The organism is Gemmatimonadota bacterium (genome assembly GCA_026706345.1).
In the GTDB taxonomy this organism is placed as follows: domain Bacteria; phylum JAAXHH01; class JAAXHH01; order JAAXHH01; family JAAXHH01; genus JAAXHH01.
Genome location: JAPOYX010000216.1, coordinates 77,254 through 97,479, shown reverse-complemented (window position 1 = coordinate 97,479; position 20,226 = coordinate 77,254). Strand labels below are relative to the sequence as shown.

The 20,226-nt window shown below is 63.3% G+C and carries 15 protein-coding genes; 7 read left to right on the top strand and 8 right to left on the bottom strand.

The features are described 5' to 3' along the window. Positions 1-215: 215 nt before the first annotated feature. The 5 genes from OXG98_15475 to OXG98_15455 form a co-directional block, all read right to left on the bottom strand. Positions 216-2,078 carry an ATP-binding protein gene (locus OXG98_15475; GenBank protein ID MCY3773405.1) on the bottom strand — a complete coding sequence of 621 codons (1,863 nt, stop codon included), beginning with the start codon at positions 2,076-2,078 and terminating at the stop codon, positions 216-218. A gap of 8 nt (positions 2,079-2,086) precedes the next feature. Next, on the bottom strand, positions 2,087-2,764 hold the full coding sequence (locus OXG98_15470) for a response regulator transcription factor (protein MCY3773404.1): 678 nt from the start codon (positions 2,762-2,764) through the stop codon (positions 2,087-2,089). Between the two features lie 332 nt (positions 2,765-3,096). Further along, positions 3,097-3,735 carry an endonuclease III gene (gene nth / locus OXG98_15465; protein MCY3773403.1) on the bottom strand — a complete coding sequence of 213 codons (639 nt, stop codon included), beginning with the start codon at positions 3,733-3,735 and terminating at the stop codon, positions 3,097-3,099. A gap of 43 nt (positions 3,736-3,778) precedes the next feature. Continuing rightward, entirely contained in the window at positions 3,779-5,500 is a 1,722-nt protein-coding gene (polX, locus tag OXG98_15460; protein MCY3773402.1) for a DNA polymerase/3'-5' exonuclease PolX, read from the bottom strand. Positions 5,501-5,590: 90 nt separating this feature from the next. Continuing rightward, positions 5,591-5,977 (bottom strand): hypothetical protein, encoded by a 387-nt coding sequence (locus OXG98_15455; protein ID MCY3773401.1) that lies wholly within the window; start codon positions 5,975-5,977, stop codon positions 5,591-5,593. A 272-nt stretch (positions 5,978-6,249) separates the two neighbouring features. On the opposite strand from OXG98_15455, the gene OXG98_15450 reads away from it, so the two are divergent. The 4 genes from OXG98_15450 to OXG98_15435 are packed head-to-tail and all read left to right on the top strand — an operon-like array spanning position 6,250 to position 10,281. Continuing rightward, complete coding sequence (locus tag OXG98_15450; protein MCY3773400.1) at positions 6,250-6,939, top strand: metal-dependent transcriptional regulator; 690 nt, start codon at positions 6,250-6,252, stop codon at positions 6,937-6,939. Next, entirely contained in the window at positions 6,936-8,006 is a 1,071-nt protein-coding gene (locus OXG98_15445) for a FeoA domain-containing protein (GenBank protein ID MCY3773399.1), read from the top strand. Before OXG98_15450 ends, OXG98_15445 begins: the two co-directional genes overlap by 4 nt. After that, positions 8,003-8,857 carry a 50S ribosome-binding GTPase gene (locus OXG98_15440; protein ID MCY3773398.1) on the top strand — a complete coding sequence of 285 codons (855 nt, stop codon included), beginning with the start codon at positions 8,003-8,005 and terminating at the stop codon, positions 8,855-8,857. Before OXG98_15445 ends, OXG98_15440 begins: the two co-directional genes overlap by 4 nt. Positions 8,858-8,862: 5 nt before the next feature. Further along, positions 8,863-10,281: a ferrous iron transporter B gene (locus OXG98_15435; protein MCY3773397.1), complete on the top strand. Its 1,419-nt coding sequence runs from the start codon at positions 8,863-8,865 to the stop codon at positions 10,279-10,281. A gap of 122 nt (positions 10,282-10,403) precedes the next feature. Here the strand turns inward: OXG98_15435 and cysN are convergent, their stop codons facing one another. Genes cysN through cysC form a run of 3 tightly spaced genes read right to left on the bottom strand, consistent with a single transcriptional unit; the run spans position 10,404 to position 13,846 of the window. Further along, a complete protein-coding gene (cysN, locus tag OXG98_15430) occupies positions 10,404-12,329 on the bottom strand; it encodes a sulfate adenylyltransferase subunit CysN (GenBank protein ID MCY3773396.1) in 1,926 nt (641 codons plus the stop codon). Positions 12,330-12,386: 57 nt separating this feature from the next. Beyond that, entirely contained in the window at positions 12,387-13,292 is a 906-nt protein-coding gene (cysD, locus tag OXG98_15425; protein ID MCY3773395.1) for a sulfate adenylyltransferase subunit CysD, read from the bottom strand. A 17-nt stretch (positions 13,293-13,309) separates the two neighbouring features. Then, positions 13,310-13,846: an adenylyl-sulfate kinase gene (cysC, locus tag OXG98_15420; GenBank protein MCY3773394.1), complete on the bottom strand. Its 537-nt coding sequence runs from the start codon at positions 13,844-13,846 to the stop codon at positions 13,310-13,312. A gap of 324 nt (positions 13,847-14,170) precedes the next feature. Here cysC and OXG98_15415 point away from each other — a divergent pair, with 324 nt between their 5' ends. From OXG98_15415 to OXG98_15405, 3 genes are read left to right on the top strand one after another with little or no spacing between them, the layout of a single operon-like run. Beyond that, positions 14,171-15,601 carry an efflux transporter outer membrane subunit gene (locus tag OXG98_15415; protein MCY3773393.1) on the top strand — a complete coding sequence of 477 codons (1,431 nt, stop codon included), beginning with the start codon at positions 14,171-14,173 and terminating at the stop codon, positions 15,599-15,601. Positions 15,602-15,604: 3 nt separating this feature from the next. Continuing rightward, positions 15,605-16,813, top strand: coding sequence for an efflux RND transporter periplasmic adaptor subunit (locus OXG98_15410; GenBank protein ID MCY3773392.1), 1,209 nt, complete (start codon positions 15,605-15,607; stop codon positions 16,811-16,813). After that, positions 16,810-20,091 carry an efflux RND transporter permease subunit gene (locus tag OXG98_15405; protein MCY3773391.1) on the top strand — a complete coding sequence of 1,094 codons (3,282 nt, stop codon included), beginning with the start codon at positions 16,810-16,812 and terminating at the stop codon, positions 20,089-20,091. Before OXG98_15410 ends, OXG98_15405 begins: the two co-directional genes overlap by 4 nt. The last annotated feature ends 135 nt before the right edge of the window (positions 20,092-20,226 follow it).

Here is a 20,226-nt window from a genome sequence, read left to right as displayed (position 1 = left end):
TGGTCGGAGTCCTGCGGAATCGGGCCTGTTTCCCCGATGGTTCTATTGCGTTTTTGGGTTATGTAACCAATAAATAACGGAAGGAAAGGACTGTCAAGGGTAATTGTATTAATTACCTTAAAAACACCAGAAAACCGGTTGTTTTCCGACAATATAACTTGATGCACATTCGGCCCGGTCGCGTGTCTAAGCGGAATCGGAAAAGAGCACGCTATTCAGGCGGTTCCACCCGTCGAAGTTCCCGTGACTGCCTCGCGGTCCGATTGCGCAAGGCCCTCCGATTCACCGGCCGCCTCGTCTTCCGACCAGGCGGGGAGCGAAAGGAAGAAGCTTGCGCCTTCGCCGACCCGGCTCTCGACCCAGGCCCGTCCCTTCAGCAATTCCATGGTGTGGCGGACGATCGCGAGGCCGAGGCCGGTTCCCCCCAGCGCCCTCGATCGCGCGCGGTCCACCCGGAAGAATCGTTCGAAGATCCGCGGCAGGGCGTCAGACGGAATGCCGGGACCCGTATCGGCTACGGACAGGACGATTTCGTCGCCCCGTTCCGCGATGCTTACGGTGATCGATCCGCCGTCCTCGGTATACTTGACGGCGTTGTCGACCAGGTTGGTGAGCGCCCGCTCCATCAGTGCAGCGTTGCCGCGCGCCGGCCTTTCCGTCTCGAACCTGAGGGCAAACTTCAGATGCTTGCGGGCGATCTGCTCCGCGAATCCCTCCGCGACCCGTTCGGACACCCGGTCGAGGCGGCAGGCCGCGATTTCGACCTCGTACTGTCCGGATTCGATCCGGGAGAGTTGGAGGAGATCCTCGACCAGCGCCTGTAACCGGTCGGTATGGTGCAATATGGAGTTGACGAACCGGCGCAACGCGGTCGTATCGTCCATCGCGCCGTCCAGCAGGGTCTCGACATAGCCCTTGATGGAGGTCAGGGGGGTCCTGAGCTCGTGGGAGACGTTGGCCACGAAGTCCTTCCGAACCTGCTCGAGGTGCCGCAGTTCGGTCATGTCGTGGAACACGGCGACCACGCCGTGAAGCTGCTTACCGATGCGTACGGGCGTGAGATGCACCTGGAAGATGCGCTGGCTCCACTCCAGCGCCAGGTCGAACACGGCGTCCTCGTTCAGGGACGGCGCAGAGTCGATCGCGGCGTCCACCGCGCTTTGCAGGTCATGGTTGCGCACCACCTCGATCGGCCGCTTGTTCAGACACCAGGCGTCCACCTCCATCATGCGCTTGAAAGCCGGGTTGACCATCAGGATCCGGCCGTCCGCGGAGGTTACCATGACGCCTTCCGCCATGCCCGAGAGCACGGCTTCAAGCTGAGCGTTTTCTTCCCGGATCTGCGAAACCCTCGCTTTCGACTGTTCGGCCATCTCGTTCAGGGCGGCGGCGAGAGAGGCCAACTCGGCGTGGGCCGGCGCGGAAGCCGTGACCTCGAGATCGCCGGCGGCCTGCCGGAGGGCGACCTCCGTCATGCGTTCGATGGGGCGGGATACCAGCCTTTCCGTGGCCCAGCTCAGCACGACGCTCAGCAAAAGACCGATGCAAAGGGCGGCAAGCACGATCTTCCATATGTGAGACTCGATCCACTGGAACTGCTGAAGCGGCAGCGCGACGCGCACGACGCCCCGAACTCCTTCGGTCTGGAAGGGTACCGCCACGTAAGCCATGTCGGTTTCCAGGGTATTGCTGTAGCGGATGCTGTTACCGACACCCGACGCGGCGGCCTCGATGATTTCGGGCCGGTCGCCGTGGTTTTCCATGAAAGGAACGGCGGAAAGGGGGATGGATGAATCGCCGGCCACTACGCCGTCTTCCGCAACCACGGTCACCCGGGCGCCGCACTGCTCCGCCAGGCGGTCCGCGATCGGATCGACCGTCCCGGGAGAGAGCGAAGGAAGCGGCGTGTTTTCGAGGTAGGACTGGATCAGGCGCGCGTCGTGGAGGAGCTGCTGGCGGGTGTGGCTGCTGACATCCCCGCGCAGGGACGTGTTCAGGTAGACATAGACCGCGCCGGTCACCACGAGGGTGAAGGCGACGTAGCCGACCAGGATCTTGGTTTGGAGCGAAAACCGCATGACATGGCCTACCTGGCGAAGCGGTAACCTACACCGCGCACCGTTTCCACCATGCCGCTGGCCTCGCCGAGCTTCTCTCGCAGGCGCTTTACGTGGGCGTCCACGGTACGGCCGTACCCCATGTAGTCGTAGCCCCACACCACGTCGAGCAGTTCTTCCCGCGTCTGTACCCGGCCGCGGCGCTGATAGAGAATGACCAGCAGTTTGAATTCGGTGGCCGTCAGGGATACGGCACGGCCCGCAACGGACACGTGGTGACCTTCAACGTCGATGACCAGGGGTCCGACCCGGACCGGACCCGGGGTTTCCGGTACGGTACGCCGGCGCAGTATGTTGCGGATGCGGAGGGCGATCTCCCGGGGACTGAAGGGTTTGACCACGTAGTCGTCGGCCCCCAGTTCGAGACCGATGATCCGGTCGATTTCCTCGCTTTTCGCGGTCAGCATCAGGATGGGAATGGACCTCGTGCGTTCGTCCTGCTTCAGAATGCGGCAGACCTCGGTGCCTTCGAGGCCGGGCAGCATCAGGTCGAGCACGATGAGGTCGGGCGTATCGTCGCGGGCCTTCTCGAGGGCGGCGGGGCCGTCCGTCGCCACGATGACATCGAAACCCGACTTCTCAAGGTTGTACTGGATGATTTCCACGATATCCGGCTCGTCGTCGACGACCAGTATCGTCTGTCGCATGTTCACTCCCCGTCAGCTTCCGCTTCGGCCTCGTATTTAGCCGCGCGGACATCAAGGCCGCCGCATGCCGGCTGGAGTTCCATACCGCGGGCTGGAAGAAACGCCATGCCGGCTGAATCTCCAAGCCAGCCGAATCTCCCTGGCACCGACCCGCCGAATCTCCATGGCGTGAGCCCGCCGAATCTCCATAGGGTATCGTAAATATATCCGGAGCGGGACCTGTTGAAAACACAAAACAATCCCCGAAACGGCGGCGGCGCCTACTCCCTGATCGCCGGCGGCGCCTACTTCCTGATCGCTGGCGGCGCCTACTTCCTGATCGCCGGCGGCGCCTACTTCGCCGATGGACATAGGTCGCTCAGCACGCATTCGTCGCACTTCGGCCGCCGGGCGACGCACGTCTTCCTCCCGTGGTTCGCAAAGAGATGCCCCAGGCCCGTCCAATCCGACTCCGGCACGATCTTCGCCAGATCGGATTCGATCCGGTCGGGATCGGACTGCTTCGTGAGTCCGAGGAGAGCGGACAGTCTTTTTACATGGGTGTCCACGGCGATGCCCGGAATGCCGAAAGCGTTCCCGCGCACCACGTTGGCCGTTTTCCGGCCCACGCCGGCCAGGCTGGTGAGATCCTCCATGCCCGCGGGCACTTCGCCGCCGTGGAGGTCGATCAACGCCTGGCAGCATTTGCGGATATTGGCCGTCTTGCTGCGGTAGAATCCGGTGGTGAAGATATCCGCTTCTAGCGCTTCGGCGGGCGCTTCCAGGTAGTGTCGGGGGGTCGGATACTTTTCGAAGAGGGATTCCGTGACGATGTTAACGCGGTGGTCCGTGCACTGCGCCGAGAGGATCGTGGCGATCAGCAGTTCAAAAGGCGAGGTGAAATTGAGCGCCGGCCCCACGTCGGGGTAGGTCTTCTTCAGGCGTTCCAGCACCTCCCCCATCCGCTCCCGCTGCGCTTTCCTGCTCGGCATGCTTAGGGTTCTCCCAGCCGCCACGGTATCGGACGCGGATCGTTCAACTCGCCGCCGTGCGGTGTCTTCCCGCCTTCAGCCCGATGAGTTCGTCCGCTTCCAGGTGGTTCAGGAGACGGTCCGCCGTCACCCCGCCCTTGCGGACCATGGCAAGCCCGTAGTCCACGTAGTCCAGTTCGTCCACGTGATGGGCGTCGGGGCCGATGCTGAACCGGGCGCCCCGGGCCATGCCGTAATCGAGATGCCGCCAGTCCAGGTCGAGACGGTGGGGATTCGCGTTGACCTCGATGGCGACGTCGTGGGCCACCGCTTCATCGATGAGGCGGGCCACGTCCACGGGATAACCGTCCCGGGCCAGCAGCAGGCGCCCCGTGGGATGGCCCAGAATGGTGGTATGCGGATTCCTGATCGCCCTGACCATGCGTTCGGTCATGTCCGCCTCGGACATGTTGAACATGGAGTGTACGGATGCCACGACCAGGTCGAAAGTGGCCAGGACTTCGTCAGGGTAGTCCAGGCTTCCGTCGGGAAGGATGTCGGACTCGATGCCCTTGAGGACGCGGAAATCGTCGTACCTGGCGTTCAGGGCATCGATTTCCCGCTGCTGTTCCATTACCCGTTCGATGCTCAGTCCATGGGCGTATGCCGCGGTCCGGCTGTGATCGCAGACCGCGATGTAGCCGAATCCCCTCGATCGGGCACCCTCGGCCATTTCATGGAGACTGTGCATCCCGTCGCTGTAGGACGTATGGTTGTGGATCACGCCATGGATATCCGACCTGGCCGGCAGTTCCGGCAGGCGGTTTCCCGCGGCCCGGGCAACCTCCTCGCCGCCTTCCCGCAGTTCCGGCGGAACGAACTGGAGGCCGAGTATGTCGTAGAGAACGGGTTCGTCGGGACAGGGGATCACGGCGTGGTCGCGTATGACGTGCCGGTCGGTGATGGTGATCCCCCGGTCGTCGGCGTGCCGGGCGATGCGGGTACGGTGGCCGTCGCTGCCCGTCCAGTGATACAGCGTAACGGCAAAGGTCTCATCCGGAACGCAATGGACGCGAATGGGCAGTCCGGCAGGTCCGGTGACGGTCACGTCCCGGCCGTCCTCCTCGTGAACCTGCCCGAAACGATGCAGGATGGGGTGGAGCCTGTCCCGGTCGGGATGGCCCACGACGAGGTCTATTTCGCGGATCACTTCCATCCTGCGCCGGACGTCTCCCGCGATCTCCACGCGCCATACGTCCGGGTGGCGCAGCAGGTCGTCCACCAGGGATTTCGCCTCGTCCAGTGCGCGGTCCAGGAGGTGGAGCCCACGGGACCGCTTGATCAGGTCTATGCCCTTCAGCACGCGCTCCTGGGTCTTGGCGCCGAATCCGTCCAGCTTGACGAGCCGGTTTTCACGGCAGGCGTATTCCAGCTCCCCCACGGTGTCGATACCCAGATGGTCGTGAATCGTCCGGACTTTCCTGGCGCCGAGTCCCGATATGGTGAGCATTTCCTGTAAGCCGGCCGGCACGGTCTGAACGAGGGTCTGATGATAACTCGACTGCCCGTCCCGGACGAGTTCGGTTATGTGACGCACCATGGACGCGCCCAGGCCGGGGACCTTGTCCAGCCGGTCTTCCTTCACCACGTCTTCCACGGGTTCGGACAGCGTTTCCACCCGGCGCGCGGCATTCGCGTAGGCGCGGGTCTTGAAGGTGTTCTCGCCCTGCAGGATCAGGAGCGACCCGATCTGGCTGAGGATCTTGCCAATCTGCTTGTTGGTCATGCCTGGTTTCCGTCCTGGCGTGTCTAGACGTCCTGGCGCGTTCTCAACGGCCCGGGCGCACGTTCAACATCCTGGCGCGGTTTAACGCTATCAGCGCGCGGCGCGGGCATTTCGCCGACAGGCTTCGATGAATTCCGGCAATCTCTTTACGAACTCCGACCGGGGCACGGCCCGTTCGCAACCCGCCGCCCGGGCGCGCGCGAAGGCTTCGGGCCGCGTATGCCGGCCGTAAGCCATCATCGGGGTATCCCTTGTCGCTTCGCCGTCCCTCAGATGAGAAATCAAACCCACGGCATCCGTACGCGAAAGATCGAGATCCACGATGATCGCGGCCGGCGGGCCACCCTCGGGATCATCCGGGATCTCGCTCGCTTCTGCCGCGAAGAGCGGGTTGCCGCCCAACTGCCGGACGGTCTCCCCGATTTTCGACGAGAAAAACAGGTCGTCCACCACCACGAGCACGGTATGGTCGGTCATCACGGCTCCAGGGTCATTTCATTCCATACTGGCTGACAGCGCTTCGGCATTCGAATATAAGGGCAGGATTCTGCAGGAAACAAGCGTATTGTTCAGCCCGCGGCGCGCACCACGGATGGATTTGCCCGTCTCCGTTCGGACCGGTTCGGGCTTTTCTACATCTAATTATTGACATGTATACCATATAACTATATATTTAGTCTTGTCTAAAAATCGTGCCGGCTCGTATCGCGCGGCATGCGGCCGCCGAAATCAGTTTACGGAAGTCTTCCATGCCCACGCCAGCCACCGAAGATTACCTGAAGGCCATCTACAAGCTGCAGGAAAACGCGGAAGCCGCGTCGACCAATGCCATCGCGGACCGGATGGGCGTCTCGGCCGCCTCCGTCACCAACATGATGAAGAGACTGTCGGAGACCGGCCTGGTCGAACACCGGCCCTACCAGGCGATCAGGCTGACCGACGCGGGCAGGAAGATCGCCCTCGAAATCATCCGTCACCACCGGTTGCTGGAGGTGTACATGGCGGAAGCGCTCGGGTTTACGTGGGACCAGGTGGACGCGGAGGCGGAACGGCTGGAGCACGTGATCTCCGAAGAGTTCGAGGACAAAATCGACGCCATGCTGGGACACCCGACGACGGACCCCCACGGATCGCCCATACCGGCAAAGGACGGTTCCATAGCCAGCACGGACCACGACCGGCTGTCCGACATGGAACCGGGCCGCACCGTGGTCATTCGCCGTGTGACAGACACGGACCCGGCCTTGCTCCGTTACCTGGGGAGACTCGGTCTCCGGCCGGGCAACCTCGTGGACGTATTGAACAAAGAGCCCTTCGACGGGCCCGTGCTTCTGCGCGTGGGCGGCGAGGAACACCACGTGGGGCACCAGGTCGCCGGCAGTGTCCTGGTTGAATGTGTGGCCGGGCAAGAGGAAAACGACCGGCGGGCAGTATCATGACCGGAATCATCATACTCATTGCCGTCGGCGCGCTTTTCCTGCCGCAATACGGACTGTACTGGCGCTTCCGGCGCAGGCGGTGGCTGCATTCGAGGCAGGCTATCGACGATGCCCTCGCCCATCTGCACCAGTTTCAGCACGACGGCAGGCAGGCGTCCGTGGAGTCCCTTTCAAACACGCTGGGCACATCGACGAAGCACACGTTGATCCTGGTCAACCGCATGGCGCAGCTGGACCTGGTGGTCATGACGGGGCAGGGCATGGGGCTCACGGCGGCGGGCCACCGCTGGGCGCTCCAGATCATCCGGGCTCATCGGCTGTTCGAGCGATATCTCGCCGACGAAACTTCCGTACCCCGGGAAAAGATCCACGCCCATGCCCACCAGCTGGAACACACGGTAACCGAGGCGCAGGTCGACAAGATGGATGCCGATATGGGACATCCCACATTCGATCCCCAGGGGGATCCGATACCGAACGCCGCCGGCGACATGAAGGAGATCGAAAGCCAGAAACTCGTCGACTGGCCGGCCGCCAAACCGGCGCAGATCGTGCATATCGAGGACGAGCCGCCGGAAGTGTATGCCCAGATCATCGCCGAGGATCTCCATCCCGGCATGATCATCACGATCGTGGACATGTCGCCCGTACGGATCGTCATCGGCACGCCGGACGCCGAACACGTACTGGCCCCGGTGGTCGCGGCGAACATTTCCGTGCGGGAGGCCCCCGCTGAGCGCATCGAACCGCCGGGCATCCCGCTCACGACGCTGAAACACGGGGAGCAGGGCCGCGTCGTTGGCCTGTCACCGGCCTGCCAAGGCTTGACCCGGCGGAGGTTCCTCGACCTGGGCCTGACGCCCGGAGCGCGCATCGAGCGGGTCATGCAGAGCGCCTTCAGCGATCCCACGGCCTACCGGGTCCGGAACACCCTGATCGCTCTCCGCCGCGAACAGTCCGATCTGATCAGGATCGAACGGTCCGCACGGCCCGCACAGCCCGAGGGATCCGAACGGCCTGAAGGGCCCGAACAGCACAAACAGAACGAAGGGGAGATCGCAGTATGAGTACGGAATCCGCGCTACCTGGACCGCCGGAACGGGCCGGAACGCCGGAGCCGGCCGCACCGGCCGCACCGCCCGGACACGACTGCGCATCCTGTGCACTGCAGGAAAACCTGGTTCAGATGGGGATTTCGCTGGACCGGTGGGACTATGTCATCGCCCTGGCGGGCAACCCGAACGTGGGAAAGAGCACGGTCTTCAATGCGTTGACCGGTTTGAAGCAGCATACGGGGAACTGGCCGGGGAAGACGGTCAATCGCGCCGAGGGCGGCTTCGAGTTCAACGGCAGAAGGTACAAGATGATCGATCTGCCCGGCACGTATTCCCTTCTTTCCGCCTCCATAGACGAAGAGATCGCCCGGGATTTCATCCTCTTCGGACGCCCGGACTGCGCGTTGATCGTCGTCGACGCCACCATGCTGGAGCGCAATCTCAACCTGGTGCTCCAGGTGCTGGAGATTACGGACAAGGCGGTGGTCTGCCTGAACCTGATGGACGAGGCCGTACGCAGGGGCATCTCGGTGGATCACCGCGCACTGTCGCGCGAACTGGGCGTACCGGTCGTCCCGGTATCGGCAAGGAAGGGGGAAGGACTCGGTCTCCTGATGCGCACGGTTGCCGACGTGATCCAGGGGACGATCCGGAACGCGCCGCGGCGCATAACAGGCAACGGAGATCTCGACCGGACCGTGGATACAATCACGGGCATGCTGCGCGAATCGTACCCGGACCTGCCGAACCCCCGCTGGATCGCCTTCAGGCTCCTCGACGGCGACTACCGGGTGCGCCAGGCCCTGGAACTGGGCGAATTCAGCCGGATGGGCGCCCAGGCGGAACTAAAGACACGGGAATGAGGGATATGAGCGACACTGCGACGAGATCCCGTACCGGGGAGGACATTCTCGGCCGGGTCGAACAAATGCAGCGGGGACTGGAAGGGTCGTACCGGGACGAGATCGTCGAAGCCATCTACCAGGACGCCGAGGCCATCACCCGGAAGGTCGTCCGCACCGGCGAGAAGACTTCCTATCCGTGGGAACAGAAGCTGGATCGCATCGTAACCTCAAAGGTCTGGGGCCTGCCCTTCATGGCCCTGCTCCTGGGCGTCGTCTTCTGGGTCACGATTTCGGGGGCGAACGTGCCCTCCGCCATGCTGGCCGAAGGACTTTTCTGGCTGGGCGCGCGGGGCGTCGAGCTGTTCGATTCCCTGGGCATGCCCTGGTGGGTCACCGGGTTCATCTGGCACGGCGTCTACCGGGGACTGGCCTGGGTGGTCTCCGTCATGCTGCCTCCCATGGCGATCTTCTTCCCCATATTCACCATACTGGAAGACCTGGGGTATCTCCCCCGCGTGGCATTCAACGTCGACGCGCTGTTCAAGAAGGCGGGCGCCCACGGCAAGCAGGCGCTCACCATGAGCATGGGCCTGGGCTGCAACGCGGCGGGCGTGGTAGCCTGCCGGGTAATCGACTCGCCGCGGGAGCGGCTGATCGCCATCCTCACCAATAACTTCATGCCCTGCAACGGCAGGTGGCCCACGCTGATCATACTCGCTACCCTGTTCGTGGCGGCGGCGTTCCCGCCGGCCTTCGCGGCCATGGCCGCGGCCGGCTCCCTGGTCCTCATCGTCCTGATCGGCGCCGCGACGACCCTGCTGGTCTCGGCCATACTGTCCCGGTCCTTCCTGCGCGGCGAAGCCAGCAGCTTCACACTGGAACTCCCGCCCTACCGGCGTCCCAGCATCCTGCGCGTGCTGTACACCTCGCTGATAGACCGGACGATCTTCGTATTGTGGCGGGCGGTAGTCATGGCCGTGCCGGCGGGCGGCGTGATCTGGCTGCTGAGCAACATCTACGCCGGGGGACAGAGCCTGACGGTATGGGTCTCGCAGTGGCTGGAACCCGTGGGGCGCGCCATCGGTCTCGACGGCGTGATCCTGCTGGCCTACATCATCGCCATCCCCGCCAACGAAATCGTGGTCCCCACCATCATCATGGCCTACACGGGCGCCGGGATGATGATCGAACTGGACACGATGGCCGAGCTACAGCATCTCCTGGTGGACCAGCAGGGATGGACCCTCCTCACTGCCGTCTGCCTGATGCTCTTTTCCCTGCTGCACAACCCGTGTTCCACGACCATGTGGACGGTGTACCGGGAAACCAAAAGCGTCAAATGGACCGTCGTCAGCGGCCTCATGCCCCTGGCCATCGCCTTCATCCTGCTCTTCATCGTCGCCCAGACCGCCTACTGGATCATGGGCGTTACGGGATGGTGACGCCTGAGGTTTCCGGACGCGCGGCGGCTTGAAGGTACGGCGGCATGAAGCTGTCCATGGCGGCCTGAAGACGCACGGCGGCCTGAAGCTGTCCATGGCGACCCGTGGAGGCAGCCGGGCGTTTACGCGCCGGGCTGTTGCCTGGGAAGCAGGTAGCCTCTTTCTTTCATCAACTCGAAGATGCGGGAAACGGACCGATCGAGCGGATCGGTCTCCGACGAGACCGTCATCGCCGGGTCGCGGGGTTTTTCGTAGGGGTAGTCCACGCCGGCGAGGTTGCGCAGCAGGCCCCGGTCCGACTTCTCGTAACAACCCGTGGTATCATGCTTCCGACACCATTCCAGCGACGCGTCGACGAAGACCTCCACGTACCGGCCGGTCCCGATCCGTTCGGCCACCTGGCGGCGGCCGTCCTCACTCGGCGAGATGAAAGAGGCGATGACGATGAGTCCTGATTCGTTCAGCACGGCCGCGCTTTCGGCCACGCGCCGCAGGTTCTCCGCCTGGTCCGCCGCCGAAAAGCCCAGGTCGCGGCTGAGCCCGCTTCGAACGACCGAGCTGTCCAGCACCACCACCGAGTATCCCGCTTCGTACAACGCCTTTTCCAGTCCGTAGGTGACGGCCGATTTCCCCGAGCCCACCAGTCCGGTGATCCAGATCGTGCACGGCTTCTGGCCGTAACGCGCGATGCGACGGTCCAGGTTCACCAAGCTGGACCGCTCCGATGTTGAAGCTCTCGGTTCGGAATCGGCATCCACGTCCATCGGCACGCGGTCTTCCGGCAGCCGGTCGATGATCATGCCCGCGGCCACGGTATTATTGGTCAGGTAGTCCACCAGGATGAAACTGCCGGTCAGCCGGTTGTTCTGGTACGCGTCGTGAAAGAGGGGGCGGTTCGAGCTCAGGGCCACCCGGCCGATCTCGTTGAGCGCGAGGTGCGCCACGTTGACTTTATGCAGCGTGTCCACGTCGATCCGGTAGTCCACGTGATCGATGCTGGCCCGGGCGGTCTGCGTAGTCTGCTTGATCAGGTAGTGGCGGGACGGATCCATGGGCGCTTCGCCCATCCACACCACCATGGCCTCGAACCGCCGCTCCACGTGGGGCAGGTTCTTCGGATGTACGATCATGTCTCCCCGGCTCACGTCCACCTCGTCCTCGAGCTGCAGCGAAACGGACATGGGCGGATAGGCCTCGGCGAGGTCGCCGTCGAAGCTGGACACGGACTTCACCCGCGTCCGGTTCTGTCCGGGCAGGATCAGCACCTCGTCACCGGGCCGGACCACGCCGGACAGCACCGGTCCCGCGTAGTACCGCGCATCCTGGTCGGGGCGGATGACGTACTGCACGGGAAACCGCAGGTCCACCAGGTTCCGATCGGTCAGGAATTGGACGTCCTCGAGAATATCCAGCACCGTCTGGCCGTGATACCACGGCATGCGCCCGCTCTTTTCCACCACGTTGTCGCCGAGCAGGGCGCTGACCGGAACGAGTCGGATGTCACTCACGTTCAACTTGGCGGCGTAATCCAGGAATTCACGACGGATGGCGGCAAAGACCTCTTCGCTGTAATCCACCATGTCCATCTTGTTCACGGCCACGACGAGATGCTGGATGCCGAGCAGTGAAGTGATGAAAGCGTGGCGGCGGGTCTGCGTGAGCACGCCGTTGCGCGCGTCGACCAGCACGATCGCGAGGTTCGCGCCGGATGCCCCGGTCGCCATGTTCCGGGTGTACTGTTCGTGGCCCGGCGTGTCGGCGATGATGAACTTCCGCCTGGGGGTCGAGAAATACCGGTAGGCCACGTCGATGGTGATGCCCTGCTCCCTTTCGGCCTTGAGACCGTCCAGCAACAGGGCGAGGTCGGGGGCTTCGTCCTGCCGGGCCAGTTGCTTGAGCGAGGCGAGGTGGTCCTCGTAGATATTCTTCGAGTCGGCCAGGAGCCGGCCGATCAGCGTGGATTTCCCGTCGTCCACGCTGCCCGCCGTGCTGAAACGCAACAGTTCCTTTTCTTCGTTCTGCGTCAAAAACGTCTGGATGTCGGTCATTTCAGGATGCGCTGCCGGTCAAGCGGCCGAACCGTAGCTTCGGCGGCCGAATTGGCTCTAGAAGTAGCCTTCCCGCTTCTTCAGCTCCATCGAACCTTCCTGGTCGTGGTCGATGATGCGCGTGGAACGCTCGGATATGCGCTCCACCATCATTTCCTCGATGATCTCTTCGACGGAAGTGGCGGTGGATCTTACGGCGCCGGTGCATGGAGAACAGCCCAGGGTGCGGAACCGGCAGACCATGGATTGAGCGGTTTCACCGGGTAGGATGCGGGCCTGTCCCTCCACGGGAATCAATTGTTCGCCCCGGATCACGACCCGGCGCTCCCGGGCGAAGTACAGAGGCACGACCGGGATGTTCTCCCGGTGGATGTACATCCAGATGTCCAGCTCGGTCCAGTTGGAAAGGGGAAACACCCGGATGGATTCCTCCTGGCCGATGCGGCAGTTGTAGAGGTTCCACAGTTCGGGCCGCTGGTTCTTCGGATCCCACTGGCCTGACCGGTCCCGGAAAGAAAAGAACCGCTCCTTGGCGCGCGACTTCTCCTCCTCGCGGCGGGCGCCGCCCAGGGCCGCGTCGAAGCGTCCTGATTTGAGTCCGTCGAGCAGAGCCTGCGTCTTCAGCAGGCCGCAGCACCGCTGCGTGCCCAGGTCGTACGGATTGGCGCCTTCGGCGATGGCGGCCTCGTTGCGGTAGACGATCAGTTCCGCCTCGTATTCTTCGGCCATGCGCGCCCTGAAGTCGTACATCTCTTCGAACTTGTACCCGGTATCGACGTGCATCAGCGGAAAGGGCAGTTTCTGCGGATAGAAGGCCTTGCGCGCGAGATGCAGCATGACCGAGGAATCCTTGCCGACCGAATACAGCATCACCGGCCGTTCGAATTCCGCGACGACTTCCCGCATCACGTGAATGCTCTCGGCCTCGATCTGCATCAGGTGCGAAATGGTGTACCGGGACATGGGTGGATTATCGCCTCTCAGATCAAGGGTTCGATATGCCGCATCACCGCGGCTACGGACTCCCCAACGGTTTGACGCGAGGTGTCGATCACCAGTTCCGGCCTTTCCGGCGCTTCGTACGGATCGCCTATACCGGTGAAGCCCTCGATTTCACCCCGACGGGACTTCGCGTAGAGTCCCTTGACGTCCCGCGCCTCGCAAACCTCGAGGGGCGTGGAGATGTGGACTTCGATAAAGCGCCCACAGCCTTGCCGCGCGTTTTCACGAGCTTCCCGGTAAGGTGAAATGAGGGAAACGATGGTGCTGATCCCATTCCGCTCGAGGACCGATGCGAGATAACCCACCCGGGCGATATGGGCCATGCGCCCCGACCGGTCGAATCCCGTATCGGGAAAGACCGACCGGATCTCATCTCCGTCGAGCCGTTCCACCTTGATTCCCCTGTCTTTCAACGTTTCGTAAACCCGGTCCGCGATCGTACTCTTACCCGATCCGGACAGCCCGGTGAGCCACAGGACGAAGGGCCTTCGCGCCTCGCGCTGTCTGCCAGCCATACACCCACCCCGGATTTTCGAGTTTGCAACCAGGTACGCCGCGTTCCGGTTTCAGCGCATACCACATGGGCGTTCCGGATTCGCGTTCCGGTTTCAGCGCATACCATATTATGGATCTTCAAACGAATTGCAACAGATTATATGCCGGGGTCACGCGCTTCCACACGCTCAGGCGTAAAGTTGGAGATGCGGGCCGGCGCGCGGCCATGGCCCGCCGTCTAATCTGCTTGACTGCAAACCGGAATTTTCCGACTATCCTCAAGACGTCCGTCGTACCTACCTGATGCGTACGGGGACCCGGCACCACCTTACCAGGGGGCGTTCGTGAGAGCACTCTGCGCCATGCTCACATCCGCGGCGTTGTTTTGTGGTTGCGCCTCGGTGCCGAAGCCGCAGTTCCCTTCCCTCCAGACTCCTGCTCCTCCCGAATGGACCGCCGCCCCGTCGGACAAAGGCCGGATCGGGGCGCGGTGGTGGACGGATTTCAGCGACGCCGGGTTGAATGCGCTCATCGACGAAGCCCTCTCCCGCAACTTCGAACTCGAGACCGCCACCGGCCGCATGCGGGCCGCGCGGGCCCAGGCGCGCATCGTCGGCGCGCCTCTTTTTCCGCAGGTCAGCCTGGACTTCAACCGGTCGCGGCAGCGCCGGAACTTCATCGGATTTCCCATTCCGGGCAGTAGTGGCGGAGTGTTGAACACCACGTCGACGAATTACGGCGTATCGACCAACATCAACTGGGAAATCGATCTCTGGGGCCGGCTCAGCGATGACAAGGCGGCCGCGCTGGCGGACCTGCAGGGCTCACAGGCCGATCTGCACGGGGTCCGATCATCCGTCGCGGGGCAGACCGCCAAGGCGTGGTTCTCCGCCATCGAGGCACGGCGCCAGCTCGAACTGGCCCGGGCGACCCGGGACAATTTCAAGGTGGTGAACGAACGCATCGAAAACCGGTACGCGCGCGGTCTCAGGCCCGCCCTGGACCTGCGCCTGTCGCTCTCCAACGTGGCCGCGGCGGAGGCGGTCGTGCTGCAGAGGATGCAGGCGTACGACAGCGTCGTCAGGCAGCTAGAGATCCTCCTGGGCAGGTATCCGTCGGCCGAGCTGACGATAGCCGCGGACCTTCCGGCGGTACCGGCCGCCGTACCCGCGGGACTTCCCGCCGATCTCATCGCGCGGCGTCCCGACCTGATGCTCGCCGAACGGCGGCTCGCGGCGGCCGGCGCACGAATCGGAGTGGCAAAAAAGGCACGGTATCCGGCCATTCGCCTGACCGGCTCGGGCGGGACCTCCTCGGCCGCACTGACCGACCTGCTCGACGGTGACTTCATCGTCTGGAGTCTTGCATCCAGCCTGCTGCAGCCCCTGTTCCAGGGCGGGCGGCTCCGCGCGGGCGTCGACCTGGCGGAAGCCAACCGCGACCAGGTCCTGGCGAATTTCGCGGGCCAGGCCCTCCGCGCTTACGGCGAGGTGGAAACCGCCCTGGTGGCGGACACGCTCCTCAAACAGCGGGAAGCGGCGCTGCTGGAAGCTTCGACACAGGCCGCGGCCGCCCGCGAACTCGCGGAGTCGCGGTATCACAGTGGGCTGAGCGACGTGATCACCATGCTGGACGCCCAGCGGCGCGCCTTCGAATCCGAAGGACAGTACCTGGCCGTTCGGAGACAGCGGCTGGACGCCCGGGTAGACCTCTACCTGGCGCTGGGAGGCGGTTTTGACCATGCGGGACCGGAAACAGGAAAAACACGGGAGTAAGGGATGAACAAATGGGTTAAGGTATTTCTTCCGCTGGCCATCATCCTTGGATCGCTGCTGATCCTGGTATTCCTGGTCCGCAGCAGGCCCGTCGTGGAGAGCAAGCCGCCGGCAGTGCCACCGCCGCTGGTTCGCGCAACCACCGCGATCCTGGACACGGTACAGCTCACCGTGCGGTCCCAGGGCGCCGTGATGCCGAGGACCGAAAGCGCGCTCTCGGCGGAGACGGACGGCCAGATCGTCTACGTTTCGCCCTCCTTCGTACCCGGTGGATTCTTCGAAGAAGACGAACTGCTGGTGCGCCTCGACCCGCGCGACGCGGAACTGGCGGTCACGCGGGCCGCCGCGGATACGGCCCGGTTCGCCACCGCAATGCAGATTGAGCAGGAAGAAGCCCGCCTGGCCCAGGACGAATGGCGCCGGCTGGGCTCGGGCGCGCCCATGCCGTTGGTGTTGCGGGAACCCCAGCTTGCCCAGGCCCGCGCCAACCTGGAAGCTTCGGTCGCGGCGCTTGAACAAGCGAAGCTCAATCTGGAACGGACGGAGATTCGCGCTCCGTACGCCGGCAGAGTGAGGAAGAAAAACGTGGATGTCGGGCAGTTCCTCCGCCGGGGCGAGGCGCTGGCGACCATCTACGCCATCAATTACGCCGAAATCCGGCTGCCCATACCCGACGAAGAACTGGCGTTTTTCGACACGCCCATGCAATTCCGCGGCGAGACGGGCCGGGCCGCCGGCCCTCCTGTCGTGATCAGCACCGAGTTCGCCGGCCGGCAACACAGTTGGAACGGCAGGGTGGTTCGCATGGAAGGCGAGATCGATCCCATGAGCCGGATGGTCTACGCCGTGGCCAGAGTACAGAATCCCTATGGCCGTGGCGCGAATCCCGACCGGCCGCCCCTGGGCATCGGCATGTTCATCGAAGCGGAGATCCTTGGCAAGCACTATCCCGACGTGGCGGCATTGCCCCGGACGGCCATGCATGGCGAAAACCGGATCGGCGTGATCGATGAAGAGAACAGGCTCCGGTTCCGCAACGTGGAGGTACTGAGGATAGAGTCGGACCGGGTGCTCATCCTGAGCGGAATCGAAACGGGCGAACGCGTCTGCCTGTCCGCCCTGGAGACCCAGGTGGACGGAATGGAAGTGCGCATACTTGATTCGAGTTCGTCCGGACCGGTCGTACAGGAACAGGAAGGCACGGGTAAATGAACTACGTACTGGCCTGGTTCGCCCGGAACAACGTGGCGGCCAACCTGCTCATGATGACGATCATCGTGGGCGGACTGCTGATGATCTCACGGATCAAGGTCGAGATCTTTCCCGAGTTCGAGACCGATATCGTCGTCATCACGATCCGCTACCTTGGAGCGGCCCCGGCCGAGGTGGAGGAAGCGGTATGCGTCCGCGTTGAGGAGGCCATCCAGGACCTGGACGGCATCAAGAAGCTGAGTTCCAACGCGTCGGAAGGGATCGGGAGGATCCTGGTCGAAGTGGACCCCGACGCCGACGCCCGCACGCTGGTCCACGACCTGAAGTCCCGCGTGGACGCCATCGACACCTTTCCCGAGGAAACGGAAAAGCCGGTCATCCAGGAGATCATCTTCCGGCGCCAGGTCATCGACGTCGCCGTAGCCGGGAACCTGGACGAGTCCTCCATGAAACGGCTCGCCGAGGAGATCCGGGAAGACCTGCTGGCCCAGCCCGAGATCAGCTACGTGCAATTGGCAAGCGTCCGGCCGTACGAGATTTCGATCGAGGTATCGGAAGCCGCGCTGCGCCGTTACGGACTCACGTTCACCGAAGTCGTCAGCGCCGTGCGCAATTCCTCGCTCGACCTGCCCGGCGGTTCGGTGAAGACACCCGGCGGCGAGATCCTGCTTCGTTCGAAGGGGCAGGCCCTCGTCGGAGCCGAATTCGACCGGATCGTGCTGCGGTCCCGCCCCGACGGCACCCGCCTCCTGCTCAGCCACGTGGCGCGGGTCGTCGACGGCTTCGCCGAAACGGACATATCCTCCCGTTTCGACGGAAAGCCGGCCGCCCTGGTCCAGGTGTACCGTGTGGGCAACGAGAACATCCTGGATGTTTCCGGCGCCGTACATCGGTACGTGGAGGAGAAACAGGCGGAACTCCCGGACGGCGTTGAGCTGATCTCCTGGCAGGACCAGTCCCGGCTCCTGGAGAGCCGTCTCGACCTGATGATCAACAACGGCCAGCTGGGGTTCCTGCTCGTCTTTCTCTGCCTGGCTCTGTTCCTGCGTATCCGGCTGGCGTTCTGGGTCGCCATGGGGATCGTCATCTGCTTTCTCGGCACCTTCTGGATGATGCCGATCCTGGATGCTTCCATCAACATGCTTTCGCTTTTCGCCTTCATCATGGTGCTCGGCATCGTGGTGGACGACGCCATCATCGCCGGGGAAAACATCTACGCGCACCAGGAAAGGGGCATGGAACCCGCGGAGGCCGCCCGGGTGGGCGTCCAGGAAATCGCCAAGCCGATCACTTTCGCGGTTTTGACGACTATCGTCGCTTTCTCTCCGATGTTTTTCGTGGAGGGGCTCATGGGGAAATTCTTCGAGGTCTTCCCCATCGTAATCATCCTCATGCTGCTTTTTTCCCTGGTCGAGTCCCTGCTCATTCTGCCGACCCACCTGCGCCACGGGCAGCCCAGGCAAAAGGACAGCCCGCTGCCCCGTACCTTCCTGCTGGTCAGGCCCTTCTACCTGGCGCTCTTCTACGCCGACAAGTGGCTTCATGATCTCCAGGACAACGTGGCCCGGCTGCTCCGGCGCTTCGTGGAAGGCGCCTATGTTCCCCTGTTGCAGAAGGCCCTCGCCTGGCGGTACGTCACGCTTTCCATCGGCGTAGGCGCTATCATCCTTACTATCGGGATCGTGGCCGGCGGCATCCTGCGTTTCGTGTTTTTCCCTCCGGTAGAAAACGAATTCGTGTCGGCCCACCTTACCCTCGCGCAGGGCACCCCCGCGGAGGTCACCGACCGGTACATTTCGCAGATCGAGGACAGTGCCGTTCAACTGCGAAACCAGCTCGGCAAGGAGTTCTCCCCGGATGAGCCAGAAAGCGACGACGGGGTCATAGTGAACATCATGTCGGCCATCGGCCAACAGCCGAACGCGGCTCGCGCCGAGCAGAATGCGGGAAGCCTCACGGTATCCGACCGGTCGTCCCACATAGGGGAAGTCGTACTAGGTCTGGCGCCTTCGGAGACGAGGAGTATAAGCGGCGAGGAAATCGTGAACCGCTGGCGGGAGCTCATCGGTCCGATCCCGGATGTGGTGGAACTCTCGTTCACGTCCTCCCTGTTCAACGTGGGCGAGGCGATCAACATCGAACTGTCCAGTACAGATCCCGATGACCTGTTGCAGGCGACCGCGGAACTGAAACGGGCGGTGGCCAATTACGACGGCGTCGTGGACGTGGCCGATGATTTCCGGCCCGGCAAGCAGGAGATCAGGTTGCACGTCACACCCGAAGGCGAGGCCCTCGGCATCACCATGGCGGGGCTCTCCCGCCAGGTGCGCCAAGCTTTCTACGGGGAGGAAGCGCAGCGCATTCAGCGGGGCCGGGACGACGTGCGCGTGATGGTGCGTTATCCCGAATCGGAAAGACGGTCCCTGGGCGACATGGAGAACATGCGGATACGAACCCCGGCAGGAATCGAGGTCCCCTTCTCGCTCGCCGCGCGGGCGGAAATGGGCAGGGGCTACTCAAGTATCCGGCGCACGGACCGCAAGCGCGTCATCACCGTCACCGCCGATGTGAACGATGCCGTGGCCAGTTCAAATGACATCATCAACGACCTGACCTCGTCCTATCTTCCGTCGCTCATGGCCAGGTACCCCGGCCTGACCTACACGCTGGAGGGACAGCAACGCAACCAGCAGGAGTCCATCGAAAGCCTGACCTTCGGCTTCATGGTCGCCCTGCTCGTGATCTACGGACTGCTGGCCATCCCCTTCAAGTCCTACGTGCAGCCCATGATCATCATGAGCGTCATTCCCTTCGGCATCGTTGGCGCGGTGATGGGACACCTGATCATGGGATTCGCGATTTCGCTCCTCTCCCTGTTCGGCATCGTCGCGCTTTCCGGCGTCGTCGTGAACGACAGCCTGGTACTGGTGGACTTCATCAACCGCGGGCGCGAACGCGCAGGCGAGGGCGCGGATCTGCACGAGATCATCCGGAACGCGGGAGTCGCCCGTTTCCGGCCCGTGCTGCTGACCTCGCTCACGACCTTCGCGGGACTGACGCCCATCCTGCTGGAGAAGAGCCTGCAGGCGCAGTTCCTCATCCCCATGGCCATATCCCTGGGATTCGGCGTGCTCTTTGCGACGGCCATTACACTGATCCTCGTACCCATCTGCTACTACATCCTCGAAGACGGCCTCGCCGTCGTGGCCCGCGCCCGGAACAGGCTGAGAGGACAGGTCCTGGAATCCGCCGAAGCGGTCGAGACCCCGGCTTCCTGACCGCATGTCCCGGGCACGTCCCGCGCTATACAAACTCCTTGCCTGTACCCGCATGTTCCCCCATCTTTCCAACAGGCGCGGTAACGCCGGAAGGACCTGGAACGGAGCGCTTCCGGCGGATGGAATCCGCGATGG

Bases quoted from the DNA above. Each gene is read 5' to 3' on its own strand.
- OXG98_15475 (MCY3773405.1), bottom strand. From the start codon at position 2,078: ATGCGGTTTTCGCTCCAAACCAAGATCCTGGTCGGCTACGTCGCCTTC.
- OXG98_15470 (MCY3773404.1), bottom strand. From the start codon at position 2,764: ATGCGACAGACGATACTGGTCGTCGACGACGAGCCGGATATCGTGGAA.
- nth (MCY3773403.1), bottom strand. From the start codon at position 3,735: ATGCCGAGCAGGAAAGCGCAGCGGGAGCGGATGGGGGAGGTGCTGGAA.
- polX (MCY3773402.1), bottom strand. From the start codon at position 5,500: ATGACCAACAAGCAGATTGGCAAGATCCTCAGCCAGATCGGGTCGCTC.
- OXG98_15455 (MCY3773401.1), bottom strand. From the start codon at position 5,977: ATGACCGACCATACCGTGCTCGTGGTGGTGGACGACCTGTTTTTCTCG.
- OXG98_15450 (MCY3773400.1), top strand. From the start codon at position 6,250: ATGCCCACGCCAGCCACCGAAGATTACCTGAAGGCCATCTACAAGCTG.
- OXG98_15445 (MCY3773399.1), top strand. From the start codon at position 6,936: ATGACCGGAATCATCATACTCATTGCCGTCGGCGCGCTTTTCCTGCCG.
- OXG98_15440 (MCY3773398.1), top strand. From the start codon at position 8,003: ATGAGTACGGAATCCGCGCTACCTGGACCGCCGGAACGGGCCGGAACG.
- OXG98_15435 (MCY3773397.1), top strand. From the start codon at position 8,863: ATGAGCGACACTGCGACGAGATCCCGTACCGGGGAGGACATTCTCGGC.
- cysN (MCY3773396.1), bottom strand. From the start codon at position 12,329: ATGACCGACATCCAGACGTTTTTGACGCAGAACGAAGAAAAGGAACTG.
- cysD (MCY3773395.1), bottom strand. From the start codon at position 13,292: ATGTCCCGGTACACCATTTCGCACCTGATGCAGATCGAGGCCGAGAGC.
- cysC (MCY3773394.1), bottom strand. From the start codon at position 13,846: ATGGCTGGCAGACAGCGCGAGGCGCGAAGGCCCTTCGTCCTGTGGCTC.
- OXG98_15410 (MCY3773392.1), top strand. From the start codon at position 15,605: ATGAACAAATGGGTTAAGGTATTTCTTCCGCTGGCCATCATCCTTGGA.
- OXG98_15405 (MCY3773391.1), top strand. From the start codon at position 16,810: ATGAACTACGTACTGGCCTGGTTCGCCCGGAACAACGTGGCGGCCAAC.